The 18,752-nt window shown below is 30.4% G+C and carries 15 protein-coding genes; 13 read left to right on the top strand and 2 right to left on the bottom strand.

What is annotated here, in order from left to right:
* Positions 1-286 precede the first annotated feature (286 nt).
* Positions 287-706: a HutP family protein gene (locus tag Ccar_RS01375; protein WP_007060137.1), complete on the bottom strand. Its 420-nt coding sequence runs from the start codon at positions 704-706 to the stop codon at positions 287-289.
* Between the two features lie 351 nt (positions 707-1,057).
* On the opposite strand from Ccar_RS01375, the gene nirJ1 reads away from it, so the two are divergent.
* The 3 genes from nirJ1 to ahbA all read left to right on the top strand — a co-directional run bounded on the left by nirJ1 (position 1,058) and on the right by ahbA (position 4,055).
* The gene (gene nirJ1, locus Ccar_RS01380; RefSeq protein ID WP_007060136.1) at positions 1,058-2,242 is read left to right on the top strand and encodes a putative heme d1 biosynthesis radical SAM protein NirJ1; all 1,185 of its coding nucleotides are present in this window, start codon (positions 1,058-1,060) and stop codon (positions 2,240-2,242) included.
* Between the two features lie 332 nt (positions 2,243-2,574).
* Positions 2,575-3,558: a putative heme d1 biosynthesis radical SAM protein NirJ2 gene (gene nirJ2 / locus Ccar_RS01385; RefSeq protein ID WP_198138391.1), complete on the top strand. Its 984-nt coding sequence runs from the start codon at positions 2,575-2,577 to the stop codon at positions 3,556-3,558.
* 38 nt (positions 3,559-3,596) lie between these two features.
* Positions 3,597-4,055 (top strand): siroheme decarboxylase subunit alpha, encoded by a 459-nt coding sequence (gene ahbA, locus Ccar_RS01390; RefSeq protein ID WP_007060134.1) that lies wholly within the window; start codon positions 3,597-3,599, stop codon positions 4,053-4,055.
* A gap of 84 nt (positions 4,056-4,139) precedes the next feature.
* On the opposite strand, the gene Ccar_RS01395 is transcribed toward ahbA, so the two are convergent.
* Complete coding sequence (locus tag Ccar_RS01395; RefSeq protein WP_034825727.1) at positions 4,140-6,161, bottom strand: methyl-accepting chemotaxis protein; 2,022 nt, start codon at positions 6,159-6,161, stop codon at positions 4,140-4,142.
* 438 nt (positions 6,162-6,599) lie between these two features.
* Between Ccar_RS01395 and Ccar_RS01400 the strand changes: the two genes are divergently transcribed.
* The 10 genes from Ccar_RS01400 (at position 6,600) to Ccar_RS01445 (ending at position 18,739) form a co-directional block, all read left to right on the top strand.
* On the top strand, positions 6,600-7,379 hold the full coding sequence (locus Ccar_RS01400) for a short-chain-enoyl-CoA hydratase (RefSeq protein ID WP_007060131.1): 780 nt from the start codon (positions 6,600-6,602) through the stop codon (positions 7,377-7,379).
* Positions 7,380-7,459: 80 nt separating this feature from the next.
* Entirely contained in the window at positions 7,460-8,305 is an 846-nt protein-coding gene (locus tag Ccar_RS01405) for a 3-hydroxybutyryl-CoA dehydrogenase (RefSeq protein ID WP_007060130.1), read from the top strand.
* A 66-nt stretch (positions 8,306-8,371) separates the two neighbouring features.
* Positions 8,372-9,550, top strand: coding sequence for an acetyl-CoA C-acetyltransferase (locus Ccar_RS01410; protein WP_007064480.1), 1,179 nt, complete (start codon positions 8,372-8,374; stop codon positions 9,548-9,550).
* Between the two features lie 167 nt (positions 9,551-9,717).
* Positions 9,718-10,146 (top strand): MaoC family dehydratase, encoded by a 429-nt coding sequence (locus tag Ccar_RS01415; RefSeq protein WP_007060127.1) that lies wholly within the window; start codon positions 9,718-9,720, stop codon positions 10,144-10,146.
* Positions 10,147-10,219: 73 nt separating this feature from the next.
* Positions 10,220-11,359, top strand: a complete 1,140-nt coding sequence (locus tag Ccar_RS01420; protein WP_007060126.1) for an acyl-CoA dehydrogenase — start codon at positions 10,220-10,222, stop codon at positions 11,357-11,359.
* A 13-nt stretch (positions 11,360-11,372) separates the two neighbouring features.
* Positions 11,373-12,152 (top strand): electron transfer flavoprotein subunit beta/FixA family protein, encoded by a 780-nt coding sequence (locus Ccar_RS01425; protein ID WP_007060125.1) that lies wholly within the window; start codon positions 11,373-11,375, stop codon positions 12,150-12,152.
* A gap of 75 nt (positions 12,153-12,227) precedes the next feature.
* A complete protein-coding gene (locus tag Ccar_RS01430) occupies positions 12,228-13,235 on the top strand; it encodes an electron transfer flavoprotein subunit alpha/FixB family protein (RefSeq protein ID WP_034825722.1) in 1,008 nt (335 codons plus the stop codon).
* A 445-nt stretch (positions 13,236-13,680) separates the two neighbouring features.
* Complete coding sequence (locus tag Ccar_RS01435; protein WP_007064479.1) at positions 13,681-15,387, top strand: sigma-54-dependent Fis family transcriptional regulator; 1,707 nt, start codon at positions 13,681-13,683, stop codon at positions 15,385-15,387.
* A gap of 355 nt (positions 15,388-15,742) precedes the next feature.
* Positions 15,743-17,296 (top strand): acyl CoA:acetate/3-ketoacid CoA transferase, encoded by a 1,554-nt coding sequence (locus Ccar_RS01440; RefSeq protein ID WP_007064022.1) that lies wholly within the window; start codon positions 15,743-15,745, stop codon positions 17,294-17,296.
* Positions 17,297-17,344: 48 nt separating this feature from the next.
* Positions 17,345-18,739 (top strand): GntP family permease, encoded by a 1,395-nt coding sequence (locus tag Ccar_RS01445; protein ID WP_007064021.1) that lies wholly within the window; start codon positions 17,345-17,347, stop codon positions 18,737-18,739.
* Positions 18,740-18,752: the final 13 nt, after the last annotated feature.

The raw sequence follows: 18,752 nt of genomic DNA on the forward strand, positions 1-18,752 counted from the left end.
AGTTATAAAAATAAAAGCTAATTTTACAATTAAATATAGCTTTATTAAACGAAAATACTACCATACCACAATAAATGCCACAAAATATATTATTTATACTATGATTTTATTACTAAATTTGTTACAAGTATTTTGTAACAAAACTTAGTAAATAATTAAAAAACCATTATTAGAAATAATCATATAGTAAATCTTTTTAAATGTCAATAAGTTAGATGAAAATTATAATATTCCAGATAGTGTTAAAAAGATACAATCATATTAGTTTTTGAAACAAAAAAATCAGTTAATAAATATCTGGTATAGATCTATGTGCAAGACCTATGGTAACTTCATTTAAATGGAGTAACCCTATACTCAAAAATATGCATACACTTAAATGTTCACCGGATCTGGCTATACCTATTTTTCCTCCTACGTTTAATCCATTAGCTTTGGGTGCAAGTTCACATAAAGCTTCTTTAGTAGCACCAGCAACAGCACCATCATGTACATGACAGTCTTTTATAAGACCACTTCTTTTAGAAGCTACTAAGGCTCTTTCAATTACTTTTGTAGTAAATTGGGAAAAGTCACCACCTATATCTACTGCAGTAACAAGTATTCCTTTTTCTTTAAAAGCTTCCATGAGCTTATCTTCGCTAGCTCTTGATGATATAGCCATTTTTACAGAAGCTTTAGCTACTACTGTACTTTTATGATCCATAGATATCAATCCTCCTAATATTAATTATTTAAATTTTAAAAATCAATTTACCAATTTTTATATGAAGTATACCATAATTATAGGTTAAAGTACATAAGGTAAAGCTTTGATTCTTAACTAGTAGTATGAAGTTTGCCTATATTATTCCATGATAAAATGGTAAAATTAAAAGAAATAGATGATTGTGAAAAAATTGTAATGGTAATGAGAAGATTCATTAACGTATCAAGTGAGTCTTAGGAGAACTTATCCAGGCGCGTAGCATTGCTAATATCCCCAACTTGAAGAAGATGGGGGTATAATGGTAGAGATCGGATAAAAGGTATAGTCTAAAAAGAGAGGTAATGAAAAATGATTGGTATAACTAAGCTACTATGTAATTCACAAAATTTTGGCGATAGTATTCGTTATGTAAAAGGAGCAGCTGAAGAAAAATTTGGAGTGAGTCCTGGTAGAGGGCCTGTTGTGGTTTGGAATTGTACAAAAACTTGTAATTTAAAATGTATGCATTGTTATGCAGAATCAGATAACAAACAATATGAAGGAGAACTAAGCCTTAAGGAAGCAGAAAGTCTTATTGAAGATCTAGGAGAATTTAAAGTCCCCGTAATATTATTTTCTGGTGGTGAACCTTTACTTAGAAAGGATATATTTCACATATTGGATTATACAAAAAAATATAATATAAGAAGTACCTTGTCTACTAATGGAACACTTTTAGAAAAAGATACATGTAGGGATTTAAAAAGATTAAAAGTAGGATATGTAGGAGTAAGTTTAGATGGCATTGGAACAAAGCATGATGAGTTTAGAAAGACTAAAGGTGCTTTCGATAGTGCATTAAATGGAATTAGAAATTGCATTGATATAGGTCAAAAAGTTGGATTAAGATTTACTATAAATAATTATAATTACGATCAGTTAAATGATATTTTTAAATTGATAAAGGAAGAGAATATACCTAGGGTTTGTTTTTATCATTTAGTTTATTCGGGAAGAGGAACTGAAATGATAAAAAATGATATTAGCAAAGAAGAAACTAGAGCTGCCATGGATTTAATTATAGAAAAAGCTTTAGAGTTTGGAACTAAAGTGGAAATATTAACAGTAGATAATCATGCAGATGCAGTTTATCTATATATGAGAGCTAAAGAAAAATACCCTGAAATAGCAGATAGAATTTTAAATTTGATAAAAATTAATGGAGGAAATAGGTCAGGAATGGCTTTTGCTAATGTGGATTTCCAGGGAAATATTCATGCAGATCAATTTACCTGGCAGTATGCCTTTGGAAATGTAAGAGATAAAAAGTTTAGTGAAGTTTGGAAAAATGAGAATCATCCAATTTTAAATGGCTTGAGAAACAGAAAATCTTTATTAAAAGGACGTTGTAAAAGCTGCAAGTGGTTAAATATGTGTAATGGAAATTTTAGAAGTCGTGCAGAAGCTGTAACTGGCGATTTTTGGGCATCTGATCCTGCATGTTATCTTACAAATAAGGAGATAGGAGTAGAAGAAGGAGTGGGATTAGTTTAATATTTTTAGAGGACAATTGACAGAGGACAGGGGACAATGAAGGTGAGTTTTCCTCCTTACGTCAGAAAACTAATTTATTTTTAAGCTTGTTTTGCGTTAGCAAAACAAGCTTGGAATTTATATAAGTCAGCAATGTTTCGCTTTAGAGAAACGAGTCATCAAAAATTTAATTAAAGATTTTTTGCAGCTTAGCGGAGAAAAATCATCCTTCACTGTCCTCTGTCAATTGTCCCTTGTCCTCTGAAAAAGTTGTGCCGCATTATGCTCATATTATCAATTGCAGTTACTACTTAAACCTTTTATATTATAAACAATGGGGGTGCTTAGACATGATGATTGTTTCATGGAATACTACGAATAAATGTAATATGTACTGTAGTCACTGTTATAGGGATTCTGGGAAAAAGTATAAGGAAGAATTGACAACAGAACAAGGAAAAAAACTTATAGATGAAATTGCAAAAGCGGGTTTTAAAATGATGATTTTTTCTGGTGGAGAACCTTTAATGAGAAAGGATATTTTTGAACTTATACAATATGCTTCAGATTTAGGGGTAATACCGGTTTTAGGTAGCAATGGAACTTTAATTACCCTAGATATTGCTAAAAAATTAAAGAAAGCAGGAGCAAAATCCATAGGTATAAGCTTAGATAGCTTAAACGAAGAAAAACATAATAGATTTAGAAGTCATGAAAATGCATGGAAATATACAGTACAAGGAATGGAAAATTGCAAAGAAGCAGGACTTAAATTTCAGGTACATACTACAGTTATGAAGTGGAATAAGGAAGAAATATTGGACATTACAGACTTTGCAGTTAAAATAGGAGCATCAGCTCATCATATTTTCTTTTTGGTACCTACAGGAAGAGGAAATGAAATAGAGGAACAAGCTTTGGATAGCGAAGAATATGAAATAATGCTGCAAAATATAATGAAAAAGCAGCAGGAAGTAAACATTGAATTAAAACCTACCTGTGCACCTCAATTTGTGAGAATTGCAGAAAACTTAGGGGTTAAAACTAGATTTAAAAGAGGATGTTTAGCAGGTATTAGTTATTGTATAGTGAGTCCAAAGGGAAATGTTCAGCCTTGTGCCTATTTAATGGAAACGGCAGGTAATGTGAAAGAAAAAGCTTTTAATGATATTTGGAATGATAGTAGTATATTTAAAAATTTAAGATCTTTGGACTATAAAGGAAGTTGTGGGAAATGTTCTTATAAGGAAAGTTGTGGAGGATGTAGAGCTAGAGCTGCACATTATAATAATGGAGACTATATGTCAGGAGAAAATTCGTGCATATTAGGTGAGTGAATTGTAACTGAATTTATTTAATTACAAGAGGTGGATGTATGGATAATATAGACAAACAATTATTGAATTTGTTACAAGAAGGATTACCAGTAGAACATAGGCCTTTTTTGATATTATGTAAAAAATTAGGCGTTTCAGAAGAAGAAATTATAAGTAGAATAGAAAAATTAAAATCACAAGGATACATAAGAAGGCTAGGAGGAATTTTTAATTCAAAAAATTTGGGGTATTTTAGCACCTTGTGTGCTATGAAGGTACCTGAAAAAAGTATAATGCATACAGCAAAAATAGTTAATAGTTATGATGAAATAACTCATAATTATATAAGAGATGATGAGTACAATATGTGGTTTACTATTATTGCTCCATCAGAACACAGAATTGTTGAAATTATAGAAAACATTAAGAAGAAAACTTTAGTTGAAGATATATTAAATTTGCCTTCAAATAAGGTTTTTAAAGTTAAGGTGGCTTTAGATGTTATAAAGAATATTTAGAATATAATGGGACTGTCACATTAAGGATAAATACAACAAGTTGTATTTATCCTTAATACAATAGTCCCATAATTTATTATATATTTAGCGTATTTTAAATAACTTAGAAGTTTCCTTTAATTTAATAATTTGGTTTTTTAAATTTTCGGATTCTACAGATATAGATTCCATGGAAGCAGTCTGCTGTTCTGTGGAAGCTGACACTTCTTCTGATGAAGCTGCTGTTTTTTCACAAATGGATGATATATTTTGAACTGAATTAAGCATTACATTTTTATTGTTTTTAAGTTCAGAAAACAATTTACTAGATTCATCAATTTTGCTTGCTATGTTACATATTTTTTCAGATATAGTATCAAAGGCTTTTTCAGTATTTGATACAGCAATTGTTTGTTTATCAATAGCAAGTTCTACACTTTTAGCTGTATTTACGGAATAATGCATCTGGTTTTGTATTTCTCCAATTATAAATGATATTTCTTCAGCTGCACTTTTTGATTGACTTGCTAATTTTTTTATTTCATCTGCAACAACTGCAAACCCATTTCCTTGTTTACCAGATTTAGCAGCTTCGATTGCTGCATTAAGTGAAAGCAAATTTGTTTGTTCTGCTATATCAGAGATAGTATTTGTTATATCTTTAATATTTAAAGATTTTTTATCTAAGTTTTCAATTGCGTAAGTTAAGTTATTACTAAGCTTGCTTTGAGCATTATTTTTTTCTTGTAAATCTTTGACAATAGCTTTACCATTATTATTGGATTCTTTTATCGAGGAAGAATATTCATTTATTTTTAAATTCATTATTGAAGCAGTGTCAATTAATTTTCCAAATTTTTCAAATAAAGTGTAAGTATAATCAGTCTCTTTTGCTTGATGGTTAGCTCCTTTTGCTATGTTTTCTATTTCAAAGGATACTTGAGAAATGGATTCAACATTTTCTTTTGAAACTTTAGTTAATAGTTCCGCACCATTTATTACAATTAAAATTGCTTCATCAATATCTATAATTAGTGATTTTATATTACTTATCATTTTATTAAAATTAGCACTCAAATTTCCTAATTCATCTTTAGAGTGAAAATGTGAAATTACAGTTATATCACCATTTGCTGCTTTATCCATTAAACCCATTAATTCATTTATAGGCAAAGTAATTTTTTTTGAAACAACATAGCCTAAAAAAATAGATATCATTGCGGATACAGCAGTGGCAGCTAATATAATTTTAAGTAATAGATTTGCTGCTGAATTTGCTTCAGTGGCATTTTGCGTTACTGCAAATACCCAATCTACTTCTGGAACCAAATTATAAGACATAAGTTCTGTTATACCATTGATATTATAGCATCCAGTATCTAATTTAATTGTTTCACCTTTATTAATTCTTGATACAACTTGTAGAATTTTAGAATTTTCTATTTTTTTATTTATTTTTTCTTTTAGTGGATGAGATAACACTAATCCAGATTTATCTACTAAATATGCATATCCTGTATTGCCTATTTTTATATTTTTGAGTTTATCTGTGAAATAATCTGTATATACTGAGTCTGCCATAACGGCGATAACGTTTCCAAAATCATCTTTAACAGGATAAACAAAAACTATAATACTTTTTCCATTAGCTTTAGATATTATAGTATCGCTTATAGATGCTTTGTCTTTTAGTGCATCTTGAAAATATTTTCTGCTTTTTAAATCTAATTTTAATGATGAGGTATTACTGTCAGCAAATATTTCACCATTTAAATCTATTACAAATAAATGTTCATGATTTTTTAATGTGCTAGCCCTATTTTTTAAAATTGTGAATGACTTATGATTTATATAAGTAGAAAAAAAAGAATCGTCTGAATTTGATTTTCTACTTTTGGATATATCTACTATATCCTTTTGCTGTGATAATAGTTCAACTTCTTTTTTCTCAGAAACTATAAGTGAATTGATATCGTCAGTGCCTAAGTTACAATTAATTGTAACTTTGTTTAGAGCTTCATTTTTTAGCATTTTTGAAGTGAAAAAATAAACAAATAGACTGGTAACAATTAAAGAAATTGTTACTAGTATAGCTAAAAACAATGGTAATTTTTTTTGTATAGTCATCAACATTCCTCTTTTCATCATTATTTTATTATAGGATTTATATTTTATTGGGGAACGTTGTATATGAAATTTGAGAAGGGAAAGTTTATTCCTATATTACGTATAATACTATCAATTTATATATTTGTATATAGTTACCTAATTAATTTTCAAAATTTTAAATACAATATAATGTGTTTAATAGAAAATAATTTAACTTAGTTAAAAAATAATTATAAAAAGTGTAAATATTATATACATGTAAAATATATAAACAATCTGCATTTGACCATATTATAAGAACAAAGCTCAATTGAAGAAGAAGTGTAAAAATATTATACAGTAAAAATTATCGGGTAAATAAGAATTGTAGTTATAGTAATATGAATTTTAAAGGTTATAAAAAAATAAGTGCGTTTGGTATGCTTCTTGCTAATAATTTAAGTGAGGAGGGATAAGATGGGGTATGAAAACGTTGTTTTAGAGAAACAAGGTCATATTGCTACTTTGAGTTTTAATAGACCTCGTGTACTTAATGCTTTAAACAGTAATGTGTTAAATGAACTTGATAAGGTATTAAATGAAATTGAGGAAGATAAAGACATCTACGTAGTAATAATAACTGGTTATGGAAAAGCTTTTGTAGCTGGTGCAGATATATTAGAAATGAAAGATAAGACACCAGAAGAAAGTAGAAAATTTGCAGAATTAGGTTTAAAAGTATTTAGAAAAATAGAACTTATGGAAAAGCCCATCATTGCAGCTGTTAATGGATTTGCACTTGGTGGTGGTTGTGAATTGGCTATGAGTTGTGATATACGAATAGCTTCAGAAAAGGCAAAGTTTGGACAACCAGAAGTTGGACTTGGAATTATTCCTGGTTTTGCTGGAACTCAAAGACTTTCACGGCTTATTGGAATAGGAAAAGCTAAAGAATTAATATTCACTAGTAATTTAATTAATGCTGTTGAAGCAGAAAAGTTAGGGTTAGTAAATAAAGTTGTAGAACATGATCATTTAATGCTTGAAGCTATAAGTTTAGCAGAAAATATTGTTTCAAAAGCTCAATTAGCAGTAAGGTATTCAAAAACATCTATAAATAGAGGAATTGAAAGTGATATAGAAACAGGAATGTCAATTGAGAAAGATTTGTTTGGTTTATGTTTTGCAACAGAGGATCAAAAGGAAGGTATGTCAGCATTTTTAGAAAAACGAGAAGCAAATTTTAAGAATAAATAAGTAAATATACAATAAAAAAGCGTTAACTATATAGGTAATAAGTTTAATATTATTTAAAAGGTATACAGGGAGGTATCGATATGAAAGTATTTGTTTTAGGAGCAGGAACAATGGGAGCAGGAATAGTTCAGACATTTGCTCAATCAGGATATGAAGTAATAATGAGAGATATTGAAGAAAGATTTGTTCAAAGAGGTGTTGAAACAATCGCTAAGAATTTGGAAAAAAGTGTTCAAAAAGGAAAGCTTTCAGAAGAGGAAAAAAATCAAATTCTTGGTAGAATAAAACCTACAACAGACATGAATTTGGCAAAGGAAGTAGATTTGGTTGTAGAAGCTGCTATTGAAAATATGGAAATTAAGAAAAAAATATTTGCTGAATTAGATGTAATATGTAAGCCAGAGGCTATACTTGCAACAAATACATCATCTTTGTCAATAACGGATGTAGGAAGTGCTACAAAGAGACCAGATAAAGTTATAGGAATGCATTTTTTCAATCCAGTTCCAGTAATGAAATTGGTGGAAGTCATAAAAGGAATTGCCACTTCTGAAGAAACTAATAATACTATAATTGAAATAGCTAAAAAATTAAAAAAAGATGCCGTACAAGTTGAAGAAGCTCCAGGTTTTGTTGTTAATAGAATACTTATACCAATGATAAATGAGGCAATAGGAATTTTAGCAGATAATGTTGCAACTGCTGAAGATATTGATTTAGCAATGAAATTAGGAGCAAATCATCCAATAGGACCTTTAGCCTTAGCTGATTTGATAGGTAATGATGTTTGTTTAGCTATTATGGAAGTATTATATTCAGAATTTGGTGATTCAAAATATAGACCTCATCCTTTATTAAGAAAAATGATCAGAGCTGGATATTTGGGAAGAAAAAGTGGCATTGGATTCCACAATTATAATAAATAAGTTATTAAAAATTTCTTGAATTTTAATATTATAAGTACTAATTGAAAATTAATTGGAGGTTTAATAATGAGAGAAGTAGTTATAGCAAGCGCAGTTAGAACAGCTATAGGTTCTTTTGGTGGAAGTTTAAAAGATATCTCAGCAGTTGATTTAGGAGCTATAGTAATTAAAGAAGCAATAAATAGAGCAGGTATAAAACCAGAAATGGTTGATGAAGTAGTTATGGGAAATGTGCTTCAAGCAGGGCTTGGACAAAATACTGCAAGACAAGCCTCAGTAAAATCAGGTATACCAGTAGAGGTACCATCATTTAGCATAAATAAGGTTTGTGGTTCAGGATTAAGAGCAGTTAGTTTAGCATTTCAAATGGTAATATCAGGTTATAATGATATCGTAATTGCTGGTGGAATGGAAAATATGTCTAGAGCTCCATATTTATTAAACAATGCAAGATGGGGACAAAGAATGGGCGATGGAAAATTAATTGATGAAATGATTACAGATGGACTTTGGGATGCTTTTAATGGATATCATATGGGAATAACAGCAGAAAATGTAGCAGAAAAATGGGGAATAACTAGAAAAATGCAGGATGAATTCGCTTTACAATCACAATTAAAGGCAGAAAAAGCTATTAAAGAAGGAAGATTTAAAGATGAAATAGTGCCAGTATCAATACCTCAAAAAAAAGGAGAACCTAAAATATTTGATACTGATGAGTTTCCAAGGTTTGGAACAACAATTGAAGGATTAAATAAACTAAAACCAGCATTTAAGAAAGATGGAACAGTAACTGCAGGTAATGCTTCAGGTATAAATGATGGAGCAGCAGCGTTTGTTATAATGAGTGCTGAAAGAGCAAAAGAATTAGAAATAAAACCATTAGCTAAAATTGTTTCTTTTGGTAGTAAGGGAATAGATCCATCAATTATGGGATATGGTCCAGTAGCATCAACTAAAGAAGCTTTAGAAAGAGCAGATTTATCAGTAAACGATTTAGATCTAGTGGAAGCAAACGAAGCTTTTGCTTCTCAATGTTTAGCAGTGGCTAAGGACTTAGAATTTGATATGAATAAAGTAAATGTAAATGGTGGAGCTATAGCTATGGGACATCCGATAGGAGCCTCGGGAGCTAGAATATTAGTTACACTTATACATGAAATGATAAAAAGAAATTCTAATAGGGGTCTTGCAACTTTATGTATAGGTGGAGGTCAAGGAACAGCAATCATTATTGAAAGATAGAATAAATTATAATTTATAAAAAATTATAATTTAGCTATATATTTAAAGGGTTACAAGGCTGTAGACTTTTAAAAGCTGTGGACCAATAACCATTTAACAAATTACATCATTAAAACTTTAATGTATAGACTTTGTTGGAAAAATATACTATAGAGGAGGAAAATATTATGCAAGGTTTAAGTATTGATGAAATAAAATTAGGAGATAAAGTTTTTGTTGAAAAAACTATATCTGAAACAGATGTATACCTTTTTGCTGGAATTACTGGAGATTTGAATCCAGCTCATATAAATCAAGTTGCTTCAGAACAAACAATGTTTAAGGGAAGAATAGCGCATGGAATATTAGTAACAGGACTTATTTCTACTTGTTTAGGAATGTATCTTCCAGGACCAGGAACTATATACATGGGTCAACAGGTTAAATTTACAGCACCAGTTCATATTGGAGATACAATAAAGGCAGAAGTAGAAGTTATAGAAATGAATGTAGAAAAGAATAGAGTTAAATTAAAAACTGTGTGTACAAATCAAGCTGGCAAAGTAGTTATTGATGGAGAAGCATTAGTTATGCCACCTAAAAAGCAAGTAGCATAGTAATTTTAATTATATAAAGTTATTAATAAAAAAATCTTATTAAATTTTTACTTAAATAAAAGGAGGATCAATTATGGAATTTGGACTAACAAAAGAACAGCAATTAGTAAAACAGATGATCAGTGAATTTGTAAAAAATGAAGTTGAACCAATAGCTACAGAAATTGATGAGACAGAAAGATACCCAATGGAAACAGTTGAAAAAATGTCAAAATACGGTGTGATGGGTATGCCATTTCCAAAGGAATATGGTGGATCAGGCACTGATTATATAAGTTATATAATAGCAGTAGAAGAATTAGCAAAAGCTTGTGCTACATCATCTGTTATTTTATCAGGTCATACATCTCTTTGCTGTTGGCCAATATATGCGTTTGGAACAGAAGATCAAAAAAACAAATTTTTGCCAGACCTATTAAGTGGAAAGAAAATAGGTGCATTTGGATTAACTGAGCCAAATGCAGGAACAGATGCTGCAGGACAACAAAGTACAGCTGTACTTGAAGGAGATCACTATATATTGAATGGTTCAAAAATATTTATAACTAATGGAGGAGTTGCTGAAACTTTTGTAGTATTTGCAATGACTGATAGAAGCAAAGGAACTAAAGGTATATCAGCATTTGTAATTGAAAAAGGAATGCCTGGTTTTTCAATAGGTAAAGTAGAAGATAAGCTGGGTATAAGAGCATCTTCAACTACAGAACTTATATTTGAAGACGTTAAGGTACCTAAGGAAAATTTACTTGGAAAAGAAGGAAAAGGATTTGGAATAGCAATGAAAACTCTAGATGGAGGAAGAATTGGTATCGCAGCTCAAGCTTTAGGTATAGCTGAAGGAGCTTTAGATGCTGCAGTAGCTTATATGAAAGAAAGAAAGCAATTTGGAAAGCCTATTTCTGCATTTCAAGGATTACAATGGTATATTGCTGATATGAAAGTTAGAGTAGAAGCTGCTCATTATCTTGTATTTAAGGCTGCATGGAAAAAACAATCTGATATGCCATATACCATAGATGCAGCAGAAGCGAAACTTTATGCAGCTGAAACTGCTATGTATGTAACAACAAAAGCAGTTCAAATCTTAGGAGGATACGGTTATACAAAGGATTATCCAGTTGAAAGAATGATGAGAGATGCTAAAATAACTGAAATATATGAAGGAACTTCAGAAGTTCAAAAAATGGTCATAGCTGGTAGTTTATTAAGATAGGAGTGGTATAGAAATGAATATAGTAGTTTGTTTAAAACAGGTTCCAGATACAACAGAAGTTAAGATAGATCCGAAAACAGGAACTCTTGTAAGAGAAGGTGTTCCATCAATAATAAATCCAGATGACAAAAATGCATTAGAAGAAGCTTTGGTATTGAAAGAAAATGTAGGTGCAAAAGTTACTGTAATAAGTATGGGACCACCACAAGCAGAAGCAGCATTGAGAGAAGCTATAGCAATGGGAGCTGATGAAGCAATACTTATTTCGGATAGAGCATTTGCAGGAGCGGATACATTAGCTACATCAAATGCATTAGCTGGAACATTAAGAAAGTTAGATTATGACATAATATTTGCAGGAAGACAAGCTATAGATGGAGATACAGCTCAAGTAGGACCAGAAATAGCTGAACACTTAGGAATTCCACAAATTACTTATGTAGAAAAAGTAAGTGTAGAAGAAGATTCGTTGAAAGTTCAAAGAGCATGGGAAGATGGTTATGAAGTAGTAAGTGTTAAGACACCAGTACTTTTAACAGCTATAAAAGAGTTAAATAGTCCTAGATATATGCATATGGCAAATATATTTGAAGCGGTTAAGAAAGAAATAAAAATATGGAGTGCAAATGATATAGATGTAGATAAAAGTCTTCTTGGATTGTCTGGATCACCAACAAAAGTTAAAAGATCGTCAACAAAAGAACCAAAAGGACAAGGTGAAATAGTAATTTTACAACCAAAAGAAGCAGCAGCACATGCAGTTTCAAAGTTAAAAATGAAACATTATATTTAAGCAGGTGTCCAATTTTGATTTTATGTATAGTAAATTGCTAGAAGTCCCGTATAAAGAATTTAGGAGGTAATTACAATGAATATAGCAGATTATAAAGGTGTATGGGTATTTGCTGAACAAAGAGATGGAAAACTTCAAAAAGTGTCATTAGAATTATTAGGAAAAGGTAGAGAACTAGCTGATAAACTAGGAGTAGAGTTAACTGCAATTTTACTTGGAAGTGATATAGATGATATAGCTAAAGAATTAGTAGCTTATGGAGCAGATACAGTTTTATATGCAGACAGTAAGCTTTTGAAACACTTTACAACAGATGGATATACTAAAGTTATATACGATTTAGTAAAAAAGTTAAAACCAGAAGCACTATTGGTTGGAGCTACATTTATAGGAAGAGATTTAGGACCAAGAATAGCTGCAAGATTATCAACAGGACTTACAGCAGATTGTACAGGGCTTGATATAGATTCAGAAACGAGACATCTTCAAATGACAAGACCAGCATTTGGTGGAAATTTAATGGCAACAATAGAATGTGCAGCTAATAGACCACAAATGTCAACAGTAAGACCAGGAGTATTTGAAAAATTACAAAAAGATGTGTCAAGAACTGGGAAAATTGAAAAAATTAATGCAGATATAGTTGAAGATGATATTAGAACAAAAGTAATAGAAGTTATTAAATCAGCTAAAGATGTAGTAGATATTGGAGAAGCTAAAGTAATAGTTTCAGGTGGAAGAGGAATAGGAAGCAAAGAAGGCTTTGAAATGTTAAAAGAGCTTGCAAGTGTTTTAGATGGAACAGTAGCAGGATCAAGAGCAGCTATAGAAAATGGATGGTTGGATAAAGCATATCAAGTTGGACAAACTGGAAAAACAGTAAGACCAAATCTTTATATAGCATGTGGTATATCAGGAGCAATACAACATTTGGCTGGAATGCAGGATAGTGATTACATTATAGCTATAAATAGAGATGCAGATGCAGCAATTATGAAAGTAGCTGATATCGGATTGGTAGGAGATTATAAAAAGATAATACCTGAGCTTATAGATCAAATTAAAATAATAAATAACAATTAATATATATAATATACATTAAAAAATTCCCTTTTTTCAATGTTAATATAAATAATAAAAACATAGTAATATTATAAAATTTTTATTTATAATATTATTATGTTTTTTTTATGAATGGTTCAAATTACTTGTTAATAGAGCTAAATCTTTTATCAAAGTACATACTAGAAATTTTTATTTTAGATGATATTTTTCTAAGATGACAAAGTAATGTTATTGTTTACATTGAAATTGTAATGATGATATAATAGCTTAAGATAAAAATTATTTGTGATTATACAAATAATTATATATAATTTAATATAGGAAAGTTATTATTAGTAGATAATCTATAAAAATAACCACTTAACAGATGTTTTAGTAAATGAATCATTTAATATAAAATGGCATTATGTATCTCTGTTTAGGTGGTTATTTCAAGCTATAATTTAATTTAGGAGGAAAATTTATGTTTTTACAAAAATGCTTTGAAGCAGTAATTGAAAATATAGATGAAGCTGTAATAGCAATTGATAATAATGGACTTTTAATTGTTATTAATAAAATGGCAGAATGTTCTCTTGGAATTAATGCTGAGAAAGATATTGGGAAACATGTGGAAGAGGTTATACCTGAAACGAATCTCATTAGAATTTTAGAAATGGGAAAAATTGAATTATCACAAAAATTTCTAGCAAGTGGGAGAGAATTTATAACAAATAGAATTCCAGTAATTATAGATGAAAAAGTTGAAGGTGTAATAGCTATTTTTAGAGATGTAACTGATCATAAAAAGATGCAAAAGGAGTTAACTGAGGATAGGGTATATATAGACATTTTAGATACAATACTTGAAACTCTTAATGAATGTATAGTTGTAATAGACGGAAATGGTATTATTACAATGATGAGTGAATCATATAAAGAGTTTCTAGGTTGTAGCAATTCTGAGGGAAAATTCGTAGAAGATGTAATAGAAAATACAAGAATGTATAAAGTAATACAAACTGGAAATTTAGAAATAGGTGATGTACAAGAGATAAATGGAAATAAGATGGTTGCAATGCGTGTGCCATTGAAAAAGGATGGTAAGGTTATTGGAGCAGTAGGAAAGGTGATATTTAAAGATATTGGTGATTTTCATACATTGAGTAAGAAACTAAATAGCTTAGAAAAGGAAGTAGAATTTTATAAAAATCAACTAGGAAAAGAGAGAAAAGCAAAATACTCTATTAAAAATATTATAGGAGAATCCGATAAAATTAATAAGTTAAAAGCTTTAACAAAAAGAGTAGGAAATACAAGTTCAAATGTTTTAATAACAGGTGAAAGTGGTACTGGAAAAGAATTGTTTGCTCATGCAATTCATAATACAAGTAAAAGATGGCTAGGTCCATTTGTTAAGGTTAATTGTGCTGCTATTCCTTCAGATTTATTAGAGGGTGAGCTATTTGGTTATGAGGAAGGTGCTTTTACTGGAGCTAAAAAAGGTGGCAAAATAGGAAAGTTTGAGTTAGCAAATGGAGGAACTATATTTTTAGATGAAATAGGTGATATGCCTATGAATATGCAAGTTAAGATTTTAAGAACAATTCAAGAAAGAGAAATTGAAAGAGTAGGAGGTAATGTTCTAAAAGAAATTGATGTTAGAATTATTGCTGCTACTAATAAAAATCTTGAAGAAAGCGTGAAAGAAGGAAAGTTTAGAGAAGATTTGTATTATAGACTTAATGTCATGAAAATTGTTTTACCACCACTAAGAGAAAGAAAAGACGATATTCCCATATTGGCAAATTCTTTAAGAATTAAAATTGCTAAAAGATTTGGAATATATGTAGAAGGAATATCAAAAGAAGCTTTACAATGTCTAATTAATTACGATTGGCCAGGAAATATTAGAGAACTTGAAAATGTTATTGAAAGGGCAATAAATTTATTGGACTCAGATTTAATAATAAAATTGGAGCACCTTCCGGAAAAATTGACCAAATGTAAGTTTAAACGCTATATTAGCGATGGAAAATACTTAAAGGATATAGTTGAAGAGGTGGAAAAGGAAATTATTACTGAATGTTTAGAAAAAACTAATTGGAATAAGAATAAAACAGCTCAATTACTTGGTATAAGTAGAGCTGGATTATATAAAAAGCTAGAAGAGTATAAATTAGAAAGTTAGTTAAATAAACTTCTATGTAAGAATACGTAGAAGTTTATTTTTATAAAGGCACAAAATAGTAATAAGTTTTTTTGAAGAATAATGTAAAAAAAATGAACATGTAAAAAATATATACATAAAAAAAATTCAGACAATTCCACAATTATACTAAGCAAAGCATATATGTGTACATTAAATATACATTGAATATAATTTGCTTTTTTTTTATATTTAAATTTGACTATAAGTATTCATGAAGTAGTTGATATTTAAAGGTTTTCAAAAATTAAAAATAAATTAAAATGGTTTGAATTTGGCATGATTGTTGCTTTATATTAAGAATATAAAATAAAGATTGTATGAAAGGAGATAAAATATGAAGTCAAAGATTGTTTCAAAAGAACAGGCAATTGATTTGATAAAGGAAGGAGATACTGTTGCCATAGGAGGTTTTATAGGATGTGGTCATCCAGAAGAAATTACATTAGAAATAGAAAAAAGATATTTAGAAAGGCAAACTCCTAAAAATTTAACATTAGTTTATGCAGCTGGTCAGGGTGACAGTCAAGATAAAGGGTTAAATCATCTTGGACATGAAGGATTGGTAAGTAAAGTAATAGGAGGACACTGGGGGTTAGCACCAAAACTTCAGAAATTAGCACTAGATAACAAAATTAAAGCATATAACTTGCCTCAAGGAGTTGTATCGCATTTATATAGGGATATTGCAGCTGGAAAACCAGGTACACTCACTCATGTTGGTTTAAAAACTTTTGTAGATCCAAGAATTGAAGGTGGTAAGCTTAATAAGGTAACTACTGAAGATATAGTAAAGGTTGTCAATATAGAAGATAAAGAATATCTATTATACAAAGCTTTTCCTATAGATGTAGTAATTTTAAGAGCCACTTATGCAGATGAAAATGGAAATGCAACTTTAGAAAAAGAAGCTGCAATACTTGATGGAACATCCATGGCTCAAGCAGCCAAAAATTCAGGTGGAATAGTAATTATACAAGTTGAAAAAATTGTTGCAAAGGGTTCTTTAGATCCAAGGAAAGTTAAAATTCCAGGTGTATATGTTGATGCTATAGTTGTAGCAGAACCTCAAAATCATATGCAGACTTTTGGAGAATTTTATAATCCATCTTACTCTGGAGAAGTTAAATTGCCAGTAAATTCAATTGATTCGTTACCTCTTGATGAAAGAAAAGTAATAGCAAGAAGAGCTGCGATGGAACTTGTACCTAATTCAGTTACTAATTTAGGAATTGGAGTGCCAGAAGGAGTTGCTATAGTTGCAAATGAAGAAGGAATTGGGCATGAGATGACTTTGACTGTAGAAGCTGGAGGGATAGGTGGAGTACCTGCAGGAGGATTAAGTTTTGGTGCATCAACGAATCCTGAGAGTATATTGGATCAAGCAAGTCAATTTGATTTCTATGATGGCGGTGGATTGGATGTAGCTTTCTTAGGCTTGGCTCAGTGTGATAAAGTCGGCAATGTAAACGTTAGCAAATTTGGGCCTAAAATTGCAGGTTGTGGAGGCTTTATTAACATTACTCAAAATGCTAAAAAGGTTGTATATTGTGGAACTTTTACTGCTGGTGGTTTAAAGGTTAAAGTTGGAAATGGCAATTTGACAATAGAAAAGGATGGAAAGTTTAATAAATTTTTGAATGTTGTAGAACAAATTACTTTTAGTGGTGAATATGCATCAAGTGTAGGTCAAAATGTTTTATACATTACTGAAAGAGCAGTATTTAGATTGACTAAGGAAGGTTTAGTATTGGAAGAAATTGCTCCAGGAATAGATTTAGAAAAAGATATATTAGATCATATGGATTTTAAGCCAATAATGTCTCAAAGATTAAAACTTATGGATGAAAATATTTTCAAAGATGAACTTATTGGCATAAAGATTGGTTAAAAATTTATCAATAAGTAAAAATAATAAATTAATGGAGGTTTTTTATTTATGGCAGTTTTAGGAATTTTTATAAGCTTAGGATTATTAATGTTTATGGCATATAAAGGGTTTTCCGTTATATTCTTTGCTCCTATTTTTGCATTATTAGCTGCTTTATTTTCTGGAATGGCACTATTGCCGACATATACAGAAATATTCTTGCCAAATTTGGCTAGTTATGCAAAGGTGTATTTCCCATTTTTCTTATTGGGAGCTGTATTTGGTAAAGCAATGGAGGAATCTGGTGCAGCAAAATCTATTGCTAAGGCAATTGTTGAAAAGTTAGGAAAAAGAAATGCTATATTATCAGTTGTACTATCAGCAGCAATCCTAACCTATGGAGGTGTAAGTCTTTTCGTTGTTGCCTTTGCGGTATATCCATTTGCAGCTTCTATTTTTAAAGAAGCGGACATCCCAAAGAGACTTGTTCCAGCAACTATTGCTTTGGGAGCCTTCTCATTTACTATGGATGCTCTTCCAGGGACACCTCAAATTCAAAACTCAATACCAATGAAATTCTTTAACACAGATCTTTATGCTGCTCCAGTCTTTGGAACTTTAGGTACTATTATCATTTTAGCTGTTGGCATATTTTATTTGGAATTCCGTAAACGTAAAGCTCAAGCAGCGGGAGAAGGATATGGTGAAGGTCATACTAATGAACCTGTACTTCTTGAAGAAACTAGCTTGCCCAATCCATTTTTATCAGCACTACCATTAATTTCAGTACTTGTTGTAACTTTAATTTTACAAAAAGTTATTTTCCCACATTGGGATATCACTTCTTGGGTAACACAAAAACCTTATAGTATGGCAAAAGATGGAGTTGTAGGTACAATGAATAACTGGGCGCTTATAATTGCACTTATTTTTGGTACTATCCTTGCTTTTGTAATTAACCCAATACGTATAAAAGGAAATGTAGCCAAGGCTATTAATGCAGGTGCAATAGGTTCTTTATTAGCTGTTATGAATACTTCTTCGGAGGTTGGCTTTGGAAACGTTATAAAAACACTTCCAGGATTTAAATCTATAGCACATGCTTTAATAAATATTAATCCTCATGGTAGCCCGCTTTTATCTGAAGCAGTTAGTGTAAATGTTTTGGCAGGAACAACTGGTTCTGCATCAGGTGGTATGAGTATTGTATTAGATATGTTTGGTAAACATTATTTAGAGTGGGCTAAGACTTCTGGAATAAGTCCTGAACTACTACACCGTGTAGCTGCCATGGCTTCTGGTGGTATGGATACATTACCTCATAATGGAGCAGTTATTACACTTTTAGGTATTGCAGGTTTAACTCATAAACAATCTTATAAAGATATTTTTGTTATTACTTTACTTAAAGCTGGAACTTGTTTCTTTTTAATATTCATGCAAAGCATTTTACATTTTGTTTAGTTAATAATGAAAT

The organism is Clostridium carboxidivorans P7, from assembly GCF_001038625.1.
In the GTDB taxonomy this organism is placed as follows: Bacteria; Bacillota; Clostridia; order Clostridiales; family Clostridiaceae; genus Clostridium_AM; species Clostridium_AM carboxidivorans.